The sequence below is a fragment of the Haoranjiania flava genome, assembly GCF_025631005.1.
Taxonomy (GTDB): Bacteria; Bacteroidota; Bacteroidia; order Chitinophagales; family Chitinophagaceae; genus Haoranjiania; species Haoranjiania flava.
On the sequence record NZ_JAOTPL010000004.1, the window covers coordinates 14,959 to 29,024 of the forward strand.

Annotated in this window: 8 protein-coding genes; all 8 read left to right on the forward strand. The window is 39.4% G+C overall.

Annotation, left to right across the window (positions count from 1 at the left end; all coding sequences use genetic code 11):
• Window positions 1-258: 258 nt before the first annotated feature.
• The 8 genes from OD355_RS03925 to OD355_RS03960 all read left to right on the forward strand — a co-directional run bounded on the left by OD355_RS03925 (window position 259) and on the right by OD355_RS03960 (window position 13,854).
• Window positions 259-1,887, forward strand: a complete 1,629-nt coding sequence (locus OD355_RS03925; RefSeq protein ID WP_263037150.1) for a family 43 glycosylhydrolase — start codon at window positions 259-261, stop codon at window positions 1,885-1,887.
• A gap of 49 nt (window positions 1,888-1,936) precedes the next feature.
• A complete protein-coding gene (locus OD355_RS03930) occupies window positions 1,937-4,012 on the forward strand; it encodes an alpha-glucuronidase family glycosyl hydrolase (protein ID WP_263037151.1) in 2,076 nt (691 codons plus the stop codon).
• A gap of 115 nt (window positions 4,013-4,127) precedes the next feature.
• A complete protein-coding gene (locus OD355_RS03935; RefSeq protein WP_263037152.1) occupies window positions 4,128-5,357 on the forward strand; it encodes a DUF2264 domain-containing protein in 1,230 nt (409 codons plus the stop codon).
• Between the two features lie 375 nt (window positions 5,358-5,732).
• Complete coding sequence (locus tag OD355_RS03940) at window positions 5,733-6,200, forward strand: transposase (protein WP_263037153.1); 468 nt, start codon at window positions 5,733-5,735, stop codon at window positions 6,198-6,200.
• A 278-nt stretch (window positions 6,201-6,478) separates the two neighbouring features.
• Window positions 6,479-8,476 (forward strand): glycoside hydrolase family 127 protein, encoded by a 1,998-nt coding sequence (locus OD355_RS03945; protein ID WP_263037154.1) that lies wholly within the window; start codon window positions 6,479-6,481, stop codon window positions 8,474-8,476.
• A 125-nt stretch (window positions 8,477-8,601) separates the two neighbouring features.
• The gene (gene uxuA / locus OD355_RS03950) at window positions 8,602-9,801 is read left to right on the forward strand and encodes a mannonate dehydratase (protein WP_263037155.1); all 1,200 of its coding nucleotides are present in this window, start codon (window positions 8,602-8,604) and stop codon (window positions 9,799-9,801) included.
• A gap of 11 nt (window positions 9,802-9,812) precedes the next feature.
• On the forward strand, window positions 9,813-10,628 hold the full coding sequence (locus OD355_RS03955) for an SDR family oxidoreductase (RefSeq protein WP_263037156.1): 816 nt from the start codon (window positions 9,813-9,815) through the stop codon (window positions 10,626-10,628).
• A 112-nt stretch (window positions 10,629-10,740) separates the two neighbouring features.
• The gene (locus OD355_RS03960; protein ID WP_263037157.1) at window positions 10,741-13,854 is read left to right on the forward strand and encodes a SusC/RagA family TonB-linked outer membrane protein; all 3,114 of its coding nucleotides are present in this window, start codon (window positions 10,741-10,743) and stop codon (window positions 13,852-13,854) included.
• The last annotated feature ends 212 nt before the right edge of the window (window positions 13,855-14,066 follow it).

Here is a 14,066-nt window from a genome sequence, read left to right on the forward strand (position 1 = left end):
TACCAACCGCGAATGAATAAAGGCTATTCCATGTGACCATAAAGAAAAATAAAATATACACACATGAAATAGCCATAAGCCAAGTTGCATACCAACTGTTGATGAATAAAGGCTATTCCATGTCACGATTAAAAACAGCCGCAAATCGGCGCACTAAAAATTATACACATGAAATAGCCATAAGCAAAGTTGCATACCAACCGCGAATGAATAAAGGCTATTCCATGTGACCATAAAGAAAAAATAAATTATATACACATGAAAAAATCATGGTTCAATATCACTAATTTTTTTCTGATTATACTCTCCATTACCTTTAGTGGGAATTGTAGAAAGAATGCAGTAATAAACGTTGACGACGCAAAAAAAGGTCCATACGTAACCCGGGCAGACGGCGCACATCTCTACTCCGGCCGCTACCGTGCCCAAATTCTTTGGCCCAATAAAGATCCCAATGTAAAAACTGCTAAAGTGTATTGGAACAATTATCAGGACTCCTTGACTTACCCGGTAACTGCCTCAATGGATTCTGTTAAGATCATCATCAACAACCTGGAAGAAGGAGATCATAAATTTGATATTTTTACTTACGATGCCAACCAGGTCAGCTCAGGCAAAACGGTAGTATCCGGGTATGTTTTTGGTGATTATTACTCAAAACTACGAAATAAGCCACTTAGCGACACATTGTATTATTCTAAGAAAAATACAGTAGAACTTACCTGGTCAAAGGAAAAAATCACTGATGCCATTTTTGCAGAAGTAATTTATAATGACACAGAAGGAAAAGAACAGCGGTTACTGATTAACAATAATGATTCTCTGACTGTTGTACCAAACATATCCAAAATATCCGGAGGATCTGTTAAATACCGTACAGCCTATTGGTTAAAAAATGTAATTGATACTCTGTATGCTCCTTATACCACTTTGCCGCCGGCGTCAACCACATTTACCAATCCGATTTTTAGAGGCGCCGATCCGTGGATTGCACAGAAAGACAGCATGTATTACATGACCTACACTGGCGGTCTCAGTATTTTGATTCGTGCTTCTAAAAAAGTATTCGGGCTGGGTAATGCCGAACCAATAAGGGTGTGGACACCACCTTCCGGCACGGCGTATTCTTCCAACATCTGGGCACCCGAATTGCATGAAATCAATGGAAAATGGTACATCTATTTCGCCGCAGATGACGGCAACAATGCCAACCATCGGATGTATGTGATAGAAAATGCTTCCGGCGATCCGCTTAGCAACAATTGGGTTTTTAAAGGGCAACTAACCGATCCAACCAATGAATGGGCGATTGACGGTTCCATATTCACTTATAAAAACCAAATGTACACTGTTTGGTCAGGCGGCATTGCAGGTGCGGCACCCCAATACATTTACATTGCTAAGATGAGCAATCCGTGGACAATTTCAGGCAATAGAGTAGCCATTTCTTCACCCACTTTAAGCTGGGAGAAAAACGGATCAGCTATCAATGAAGGCCCCCAGCCATTATTTAACCCATATGGAAAGCTGTTTATTGTTTATTCCGCCAGCGGCTTCTGGACTGACAACTATTGCCTTGGCTTGCTCACCCTGAAAGATAATGGTGATCCGATGAAAGCCTCTGATTGGACTAAAACACCTACGCCTGTGTTTGCTATGAACGCTGCCAGTAAGGCGTATGGGCCTGGCCACAATGGCTTCTTCAAATCTCCTGATGGCACAGAAGACTGGATTATTTATCATGCGCGTACGGATCCCGGCGGTGGCGACACCAACTACCGGAATATCAGGATGCAGAAATTCACGTGGAGTTCCACCGGGGCACCTGTATTTGGTACGCCGGTAGCCGTTGGTGTTCCTGTGGCAAAGCCCTCAGGAGCTTATTGATAAAGTCATAGGTAAAAATTATAACAGGAAGTGTTTTATGTTTCAATGTATGATAATAAAAAACCTCAGGCAGATTTTGTTTCTCACAGCCATGCTGTTTATGGGAGCCGGCACAATAGCCAGACAGAAGACTCCAACCAATGAAAATGGCTACAAGTTGTGGCTCCGATATGCGCCTGTTGCGGGTAAAAAAATTCAGGAACACGAAGAGACATTATCAAACATTTTCATCAGCTCACATGTATCAACTGCCGGAGTAATAGCTGAAGAACTTAAGAAAGGTCTTTCAGGGATGCTTGGAATAACCCCTGCCATTCATCAGTCTAAAAAAGATAGAAGCTATCTACGGATTGTAAAACAGCCGGGCAGTGAACACCTGAAAAATCTGGGAAAGGAAGGGTATACAATAAAAACAATACAGCAGAAAAACAATAAGATCATTTTTATCAAATCAGCCGGCGACGCAGGGCTTGTCTACGGCACTTTTCACCTGCTGCGACTGATACAGACACAGCAACCCCTGCACAATATCCATATTACTGAAAAACCTCAGATCATTTTTCGTATGTTGAATCATTGGGATAACCTGGACGGCAGCGTAGAAAGAGGTTACAGCGGGGCATCTATTTTCACATGGAACGACTTAACTAAAGACAATCTGCAGCGGATAAAAGATTACGCCCGCGCTAATGCATCTATTGGCATTAATGCAGTGGTGTTGAACAATGTAAATGCAGATCCGCGCATTCTGCGGAATGATTATTTACAGAAAATAGCCAGAGTTGCTGATGTTCTCCGGCCCTACAACATCCGGATATTTTTATCAGCCAATTATGCCAGTCCTTTACCGCCTTCTTCCACACCCGATGTGATCAAGAAGCAAGGTGGTATTGGTAATTTGGCTACTGCCGATCCCCTCAATGAACAAGTGCAACAGTGGTGGAAGCAAAAGGTTGATGAGATCTACCGGCTTATACCAGATTTCGGAGGTTTTCTGGTAAAAGCCAATTCGGAAGGAATGCCTGGCCCGCAGGATTATGGAAGAAGCCATGTGGAAGGCGCTAACATGCTGGCAAGGATCCTGCAACCACACAACGGTATCCTGATCTGGCGAGCGTTTGTCTATGCCCACAACAATAAGGAGCCCGATCGTGTCAAACAATCGTATGCAGAGTTTCAACCGCTGGATGGTCAGTTTGATCAGAATGTCATCCTTCAGGTAAAGAATGGCCCGCTTGATTTCCAGCCGCTCGAGCCGCCGCATCCCCTCTTCGGCGCTTTAGAAAAAACCAATCTTTTTGCTGAGCTACAGATCACCCAGGAATATCTGGGTCATTCTACCTATCTTGTCTATCTGGCACCTATGTGGAAAGACTTCCTGAACTTTGAAAATCATCAGCAAAAAATAGCCCATATCATCAGCAAAAAGAAAACAGTAAGAATTACAGGCATTGCTGGCGTCGCCAATATTGGAGACGATGAAAACTGGACAGGCCACCACTTTGCACAAGCCAACTGGTATGCTTACGGCAGGATTGCGTGGAATCCTGATTTACTTATAGACAGCATCACCAACGATTGGCTGAAGATGACCTTTTCACTGGATCCATCAGGCAATAAGAAACTACTGAATATAATGAATTCCTCCTGGATGCATTTTGCTGATCTTCAAACGCCTATTGGTCTGCCTGTCACCACAGATCCGGGTATGCATTATTATCCTGCATTGAAACAAAGGACTAATATGTACTGGAAAATCAATGCAAAGGGTATTGGCTACGACCGAACCGCTTCGGGCTCCGGTTACGCCAGCCAGTATGATGCTGTTAATGAACGCCTGTTCAATAATATACAAACCTGTCCTGAAAAATATCTTTTATTTTTTCATTTTGTGGATTGGAATTACAGGCTGCAGAACGGAAAAACGCTTCTGGAAAATTTGCTCCAGGGGTTTCAGCAAAGCATCAACAGTATTGACCGGTTGAAATTTACGTGGCACAGTTTAAAAGATCAGGTCGATGAACAACGTTATAAGGAGGTGCAGCAAAAAATTGACCTACAAAAGAAAGATGCTCTTGAATTTAAATATTATTTTGTTGGTTTTCTGCACACATTTCTTCAGTAGTTTTTTGATTGAAATATTACTGGTGCACATGATGCAATGTATATTTGGATTTAAAAAAAATTCCAATCGTATAACAAATTTGTGAATTTCCGAAATCATCTTAAATAACTTCAATATGAAGAGGTTTTTATTTTTCAGCAACTTCCTTATTTTTCTATGCTTTTACAGCTATGCGCAGCAACCATCGGTTTATTCTAACAATGCACAATTACAGCGGGAATATCTTGTAAACACACTGGTGAAGATTGCAGATCCCGTTTTACAAAATCTTGCAAATAACCAGTTGAAAAAGAATATACCGGTGAATGGTAAAAGAAATGACCGGCACAATTATACCTATCTCGAAGCATTCGGCCGGTTGCTGTCAGGTATGGCGCCGTGGATGGAGCTTGGTGCTGGTAACACGCCTGAAGGAAAATTGCGTACAAAATATATTCAAATGGCACGAGCAGCTTTAAAAAATGCTACCGATTCACTCTCTCCTGATTTCATGAATTTCAACAAGGGAGGGCAGCCGCTGGTTGATGCCGCCTTTCTTGCCCAGGCATTGCTGAGAGCGCCTACGCAGTTGTGGGAGCCACTTGACAGCCTAACTAAAAAAAATATTATTCGTGCGTTGCGTTCAACACGAGTTATCACACCAAGCCAAAGCAACTGGCTGCTATTCACGGCCATGGTGGAAGCAGCATTGCTGAAGTTCGATGGCGATTATGACAGGACCCGGATAGAATATGCGCTTAACATGCACCAGCTTTGGTACAAAGGCGACGGTGTTTATGGGGATGGAGCTAACTTTCATTGGGATTATTACAACAGCTTTGTTATACAGCCCATGCTGTTGGAAGTTACAGCTACATTAAAAGAGAAAAAAGGTTCCGCTAAAACAGACCAGCTTTATGCTCTGTTTTTAAAGTGTGCAAAAAGATATGCTGCTATTCAGGAAAGACTTATTTCTCCGGAAGGAACATATCCGCCAATCGGACGCTCCCTTGCATACAGGTTTGGCGCGTTTCAGCATTTGTCTAAAATGGCATTGATGCACATGTTGCCGCAAGAATTAAAGCCACAGCAGGTGCGGGCTGCATTATTCACTGTAATAAAAAAACAAGTTGAAGCCGAAGGCACATTTGATAAGAACGGATGGCTGCAGCCTGGGTTTTACGGCTATCAGCCCGGGCTTGGCGAAAATTATATTTCTACCGGAAGTCTTTATTTGTGTGCCCAGGCTTTTTTATTTTTAGGGCTTCCGCCTGATGATCCGTTGTGGAAAGGAAATGACCTCGATTGGACAGCCAAAAAAATATGGACAGGAATAGACGCAGAAGCAGATCATGCAATTGATTAATGGTAAGGCTTTTAAGAATTTTGTAAATACATTGAGATAGCGCTCCTGCGGAGCGCGCCAACAATGATTGGAAATTCTACACAGATTAGATTTCTCCGGAATCTTAAATGAAAGGATGTGGCCGTATAATCATTATTGTATAGAAAAATTGAAGAAATTATGAACTATATTTCTGCTCGGTAGGAACATATCTGTATAGAAAAACGATTAATAATAATCCGCTCTGTAGGAGCTACACGGTTTGATTGCTCCGGAATTATTGTATAGAAGTTGTTTGCTCCGCAGGAGCATAATCTGCGTAGAAAAATGTTGTAAAATAGACCCGCTCCACAGGAGCGGTATAATCATCTATAAACGATAAATAATACCACGCTAATGCCAAATACATATACACAAATATATATTCAACTGGTTTTTGCAGTAAAAGGGAGACAAATAAAAATACCCTCTTTTAACCGTGAAGAAATTGAAAAATACATTTGCGGTATTTTTAATAATAAGGAGCAAAAAGTTTTGGCTATTTACGCCAATCCTGATCATATTCATATATTTTTCAGCTATAAAAATCTGCGCATTTCTTTACCTGAATTAGTAAAGGTCGTCAAAACAGAATCTACAAAATTTATAAATGAAAAAAAATTGTCTTCAGGAACTTTTTTCTGGCAGGAGGGCTATGGCGCATTTTCATATAGCAAGAGTCAAAAAGATGCTGTAGTAAAATATGTATTAAACCAGGAAGAGCACCACCAAAGGAAAAGTTTCAAAGAAGAGTATATGGCATTTTTAGAAGCTTTTGAAATTGAATTTAAAGATCAATATTTATTTGATTTTTATGAACAATAAAGTAGCATTTTTTTTGAAGTTTATTTAAATGAATGTATAACTCTATGCATGATCATTAACTATGAAATAGCCAGAAAGATTAAACAATCTTTACCAATCGGGAATGAGTATTGAATCTAAAAGGATGGTTTTTCCATGTGGCAATTGAAAAACAAATAAAAATATACACATGAAGGAGCCATAAAGATGACGCATTTTTACCAACTAAGGATGATAATAAAGAATTAAGGTTTTGGTTATTCCATGGTGATCATAAAGAAAAAATAAAAAACCCACCCATGAAATCAGTAAAAAAAATTATTTTATTACTTATCATTTGTTCTCAGCAGGAAGCAAACGCCCAAAAGATAAAGCCCATAGAATTTAATGAAGTTATTATCCATGATAATTTCTGGAAACCTAGAATGGATATTCAGCAAAAAGTATTGTTGCCACATGCCTTTGAAAAAACCAGGCCTGCAGTTGAGAACTTAATCAAGACCGGGAACTTTTTAAGAGGAATAAAAGATGATTTGCCTTTTCCACACAGGTACGTGGTTTCAGACTTTTATAAAGTAATGGAAGGCGCATCTTATCTATTGATGAACAGGCGCGATAGCTCTCTGGAGAAAAAAATGGATGAGCTTATTACTATTATCGCATTGTCTCAGGCGCCGGATGGTTATATGTACGATGCCCACATTACGGGTTCATCGTCAAAGCATGAGCATTGGGGCGGTGCAGGTATGGGAGATAAGCCCTATTCCTGGGTGCTGCACAGCCACGAGTTGTATAACATGGGTCACATGTACGAGGCGGCTATTGCCTACTACAATGCCACAGGCAAAAGAAAATGGCTGGACGTGGCGGAGAAAAATGCACAGCACATCAATAAAGTTTTTTTTATTGGCGATAAAAATTACAACAACGGCAAACCTGTCATGCAGGCTCCGGGCCATGAAGAAATTGAATTAGCGCTTGTAAAATTATATCATGCTACTAATAACACTCTTTACCTGCAAATGGCAAAAAAGTTCCTGGATATACGCGGTGTTACTTATAAACCACAAGGTACAGGTGTTATGAGTGCAGCGTATGCGCAACAGCATGCTCCTGTTAGAGATCAGCGCAAGCCCACAGGCCATGCTGTTAGGGCTGCTTATCTGTATGCAGGCATGGCAGATGTAAGCGCTGCTGCCAGCAACGGATCTTACCTTATAGCATTAAATAATATCTGGAAAAATATTACAGATACACGCATGCACATTACCGGTGGGTTGGGAGCGGTACATGGCATTGAAGGCTTTGGTGCTGAATATGAATTGCCTAATAAAGAAGCTTATAATGAAACCTGTGCGGCTGTTGGGAATGTATTGTTTAACTACAGGATGTTTTTAATGACCGGCAACGCCAAATTTATAGATGTTGCAGAGGTGGCGCTTTACAACAATGTACTTGCCGGGGTAAACCTGGATGGTAATAAATTCTTTTATGTAAATCCTTTAGAATCTGATGGCGTTACTAAGTTCAATATGGGGTTAAGCGGGCGGTCTGAGTGGTTTGAGACTGCGTGTTGTCCCACAAATTTATCGAGATTAATTCCACAGGTTTCCGGTATGATGTATGCATTTTCACAGAATACGCTTTATTGTAATCTTTACGCAGGAAATACTACGACTATCCAGCTTGGCAGTGGAAAAGTTTTTTTAGAACAACAAACGAAATATCCGTTCGGAAATAAAATAGTTATTAAAGTTTATCCGGAAAATCATACACAAAAATTTTCATTAAACATGCGCATACCAACCTGGGCTACAAATCAGTTTGTGCCGGGAGAGCTTTATCAATATGTAAATAAAACCAATGCAAAATATACGGTTCGTGTGAACGGCAGAGTAATGGAGACAAAGAAAGAAAATGGATTTATTACGCTCCCACGTGTATGGAAAAAAGGTGATGTTATAGAGTTGGAACTGCCGATGCCGGTACGCTTTAACCAGGCGGATAGCCGTGTAAAAGCGAATGTTGGGAAGATAGCCGTAACGAAAGGCCCGCTGGTATATTGCGCAGAAGCGATAGACAATGCCGCGTCACCTCAAAAATTCATAATTAATCAATTTCCAGATATGGCACAAACAGGTTTTTTTAAAGACGGAGAATTGAAGAATATTCCATTCATCACGCTTCCCGCCGGGGTGGAAGGTAAAACCAGTGCATTAACATTAATACCTTACTATGCCTGGAACAATCGCGGCGATCACCCGATGGCTGTTTGGTTCTCTTATAAAAGTTTTTGACCGGACTTAAGGAAGATTAAGAGCCTATTTTTATTATTTGCAAAGAAAATACATGCAATTGCAAATATCGTATCTGTTATAGAAAAATTCATTCTGTAATTTTGATATTGATAAAACAATTGAATATGGCTCTTCTAAAAACCTGGCGTTGGTTTGGCCACGGCGATAAGGTTAGGTTAAGTGATCTTAAGCAAATGGGTGTACAAGGTGTTGTTACTTCATTGTATGATATTCCTGCCGGGGAAATATGGCCTGTAGAAAGAATACAATCTTTAAAAAATGAGATCAACGCGCATGGCATGGAATGGAGCGTGGTAGAAAGCCTGCCTGTATCTGAAGAGATAAAACTCAATACACCGCAAGGCAGGCAACACCTGGAAAATTATAAAGTATCACTTAAAAATTTAAGCAGCTGCGGTATATATATCATTTGCTACAACTTTATGCCCGTGCTGGATTGGGCAAGAACTGATTTGCAATTTATAGATGATAACGGATGCGAATCTATGTTGTTTGAATACGTAGTATTTGCTGCCTTTGACATGTACATTTTAAAGCGTGCCAATGCAGAAAAAGATTACCCGGAAAAAATAATAAAGCAGGCATATGCTCACTATAAAATGATGAGTGAAGAAGATAAGCGGGAATTGGCCCACAATATTATTGTCGTTACTCAGAAGTTTATAAACAGCGGCGTCGGAGATGTAGAGAACTACAAAGAAATATTCCTTCAGTTTTTAAAAAGATACCATCACGTAAGCAAAGAGGACCTGAGAAACAACCTGATGATTTTTTTGAATGACGTGATACCGGTAGCAGAAGAATATGGTGCTCGCCTTTGTATCCATCCTGATGATCCGCCATTCCCTCTTTTAGGATTACCGAGAATTGCAGGTACCGAAGAAGATTTTGACTGGATATTTTCTCGCAATACCTCACTTGCCAACGGCCTGACGTATTGCACAGGTTCTCTTTCTGTAAGGGAAGATAATGACCTGGAAAAGATAGCCTCGAAATTTGCAGACAGGATTCATTTTATTCATTTAAGAAATATAAAGAAAATCGACGATAAAAGTTTTTATGAGTCGCCGCATCTTGATGGAGTGGTTAACATGCCTGCTGTAGTAAAAATATTTTTACAGGAACAATTGAGGAGAAGAAAAGAAGGCAGGAAAGATGATCAGTTGCCTTTTCGTCCGGATCATGGCTTAAAAATGCTGGATGATTTTTCGAGACAGGCAAATCCCGGATATCCGCTCATTGGCCGATTGAAAGGTTTGGCAGAAATAGATGGTATACAAGCTGCAATGAAAGATAATTTATAAATATACAATACATGCAAAATAATTTTGACATTTCAGGCCAGGTAGCAGTAGTTACCGGTGCCGGCGGCGTGCTTGGCGGAAGCATTTCGCGCAGTCTTATGGAAGCCGGGGCTAAAGTAGTAGCCATAGACATCAGGGAAGAAAACCTGAATAAAAGAGTGGAAGAATTAAAAACCATTCACGAGCATGTTGTGGGGCTGATTGGCAATGTGCTTAATCTTGAGAGCCTGAAAAGCGTTGCAGAAAAAATCAAAGAAAAATGGGGCCGCATTGATATATTGGTGAATTGCGCAGGTGGTAATATTCCCGGTGCTACACTAACAGAAGAGCAAACAATCTTCGATATGAAAATAGAGGATTGGGAACAGGTTACTGATTTAAACTTGAACGGATCTGTGTATCCCTGCCTGGCATTTGGTGCAGTAATGGCAGAGCAGGGAAAAGGTTGCATGGTCAATATTTCTTCTATGGCTACTTACTCCTCTATTACAAGGGTTCCTGGCTATTCTGTTGCCAAGAACGGCATCAACATTTTTACGCAGTGGATGGCAACCGAAATGGCTTTAAAGTTTGGCGAAGGTATCAGGGTCAATGCGATAGCTCCTGGATTTTTTATAGGCGATCAGAATAGAAAAGTATTGATAAATGATGATGGCAGCTATACCGAACGAAGCGTAAAGGTATTAGCGAAAACGCCCATGAAAAGATTCGGAAATATTACAGAGCTCAATGGCGCAGTTCAATTTTTATGTTCCCCTGCTGCCAGCTTCATCACCGGCGTTATTTTGCCTATAGATGGCGGATTCTCTGCGTTTAGCGGGGTGTAAGGATTGCTTGCGAACTTGTTTATAAGAAGGGCGCTTATAATGTATAAATGACTTTAGACAATATTAAAGTCGGTTTATGATATATATATACTTCATCATAAAATTAATTCTTATGAAAACCTGTAAAAAGAAAAGACCAACACTTTTGTACTTTGGAATTCTTGGTGTTTTTATTTTGAGTTCTGTTTCTGCAACAGCACAGATTGCAGAGGATTTTACCGGAACAGTTGTTAATGCGCAAAATCAACCATTGGAAGGTGTTGCTGTTCAGGTTCAGGGGTCAGGTACGGGTGCTATTACCGGCGCATCCGGAACATTTTCCATACGTGCACAAAAAGGAAAAACCCTCATATTCACTATGCTGGGATATAATACACATTCTGAAGTGTTGGGCAACATAAAAGAACTAACAATTCAGTTATCCGAAGCTGGTGCCCAGGATTTAGATGAAGTAGTAGTAATCGGTTATGGAACAGTAAGGAAAAAAGATCTTACAGGCTCTGTAGCACATATTGGTCAGGAAGTAATGGAAACGCGTGTGGCTACTTCTGTAACAGACTTTCTCAAAGGCAGTATAGCCGGAGTAAATATCGGAGTAAATAACAATGCCTCTGGCGGCGGATCTATTCAGGTGAGAGGCCCTGCATCATTGCAGGCATCTACTTCTCCACTGATTGTGCTTGATGGAAATATTTACTATGGAAGTATGAGTGATATCAATCCCAATGACATTGAAAGTATTGATGTCTTAAAAGATGCAAGCTCTACAGCTATTTATGGATCTAAGGGTTCTGCCGGTGTAATTATGATTACGACAAAGAAAGGTAAAACAGAAAAACCAATTATTACATTCAACTCAAAAGTGGGATTTGCAAATCTTCTTAAAATTCCTGATCTTCCTACACCTGATCAATATGTTCAAAGAAGAGCTGATTATTGGAAAACAATTGATTATTTCAAACCTTCAAATACACAGAAAGGTAAAGGCTATTATGATAATCCGGACAATCTTCCGCAAGGAATTACGAGAGAACAATGGGCTGCATACGACAACGTTTTTTCTGGAGACTATGTTGAAACATGGCTTTCAAGATTACAATTTGCACCAGTTGAAATACAAAATTATAAAGCGGGAAAAACAGTTGACTGGCGTGATCAAGTTTATAGAACAGGATTGCGTATAGACAACAATATTTCTTTTTCGGGGAGATCTCCTAAAACAAATTATTATACATCATTTGGATACTTAAAAAATGAAGGGTTTATTAAAGGTGATAATTTTAATACCTTCAGAGGTAGAATTAATCTTGAAACCAATATTACAGATTGGCTCAAAATTGGCACAAATACACAGTTTTCAAACAGAGCTGATAATGATATTACAGTAAATGTCACAGATGCAGATGTAATAAGTCCTTTCGGTGATTTATATAATGAAGATGGAACTATAAAAAGATTTCCTACTGGTGATGCAAGAATCGCCAATCCGCTCCTCTCAGCTTCGGTTGATAAGTATTTTTACAGAGTACAGACGTTGAACTCTACTATTTTTGGAAAGTTGACACTACCATATGGTTTTAGTTTCCAAACAAACTTTAATAACAGATTTGGTTGGAGAAAAGACTATTATTATCATTCCGATGAAAAACCTGGTATTACAAAAGGTGGTCAAGCGAGCAGGAACGATTATTCAGATTATGAGTGGATAATAGATAATATTTTAAACTGGAATTACAGAATAGGCAAAGTACATAGTCTTGACGCTACTTTTGTTGCTACAGCAGAAAAATATCAATTTTGGAATAGTACAGGATCTAATGAAGGTTTCATTCCTAATAGTAATTTAATTTATCATAACCTTAATGCAGGCATCAACCCGGTTATTAATTCCGATGATCAAATGCAAACAGGCAATGCTATTTTGGGAAGAATCAATTATAGTCTGTTGAACAAATATTTATTTACTGCATCTCTAAGACGTGACGGTTTTTCTGCATTTGGTATAAATAATCCATACGGTGTTTATCCGGCATTTGCTTTTGCGTGGAGAATTTCTCAGGAAAAATTTATGGAAAACTCTGCTTTCAATGATTTGAAACTGCGTTTATCCTGGGGTGAAAGTGGTAATAGAGATATTGGACGATATGCAGCATTATCCAAATTAAATGTTACCGATAATATTATTGGTGGAGAGAATGTCAAAGGGATCTGGACAGATAATTTATCAAACCCCAATTTAAAATGGGAGCGTACACGAGCTGCCAACATTGGACTGGATTTCGCATTATTGAATAACCGGCTGAGTGGTATTATTGATGCTTATTATAACAAAACCACCGATTTGATATTGATGCGTTCATTGCCAACTATTACAGGATTTAGAAGTATAATCACGAATCTAGGCCAGGTGGATAACAAAGGGTTAGAGGTGACTTTGTCAAGCATTAATTTAAATATCCCTCACAAGTTTTTTTGGAAAACTTCGTTAATATTCAGTACAAACAAAAATGTGATCAGGCATTTGTACGGAGAAATGGTTGATGTGCTGGATGCGAATGGAAAGGTTATTGGTCAGAGAGAAGATGATGATGTTCAGAACGGCTGGTACATCGGTCATGGTATTAATGACATTTTTGATTATAAAATGATTGGTATTTGGCAATTAGGAGAAGAAGCAATTGCCAAAAAATACGGTAAAACGCCCGGAGATCCAAGAGTATTTGATGCAAATGGAGACAGTGTTCTTAATCAATTGGATAAGCAATGGCTTGGTTCTTCTGTCCCCCTGTTTAGAGCCTCTTTCAGAAGTGATCTTACTCTGTGGGAGAATATTGATTTTTCATTTGTTTTAAGAGGGGACTTTAATTATTTGGCAATAGACAATATGGCCAGAAATGAGGACAATAGGTTTTTTGACCGTTCCAACTCAATATATACAGAGTATTGGATGCCCGAAAAACCATCTAATGAATATGCTAAGTTAGGTGCAAATACATCGAATCCTAATATTAATATTTATAAAAGGAGGGATTATCTCAGGCTGCAAAATGCATCACTTTCATATAGAGTTCCTGCTGTTTATTTAAAAAGATTTTCTGTGCAAAGCTTACGGCTAAGCGCCAATGTGGACAATGCTTTCGTGATCAGTAACTGGACCTATTTCGATCCTGAAAACCGGGGCAGAACACCACGTATATTTACACTAGGACTTGATATTACATTGTAGTTTGCTACACTCATAATTATTAATACAGAGAAAATCGGCCATAAATAGCTCGCATACAATAAAAATGATTGAGCAAATTCCATCTGATAACAAAGGAAAAAAATACACACATGAAATAACCATAAAGATTAGGAATCTTTACCAACCGGGAATGAGTATTGAATCTAAAGAGCTGGTTATTCCATGTAACCATAAAGAAAAATAAAAAATAC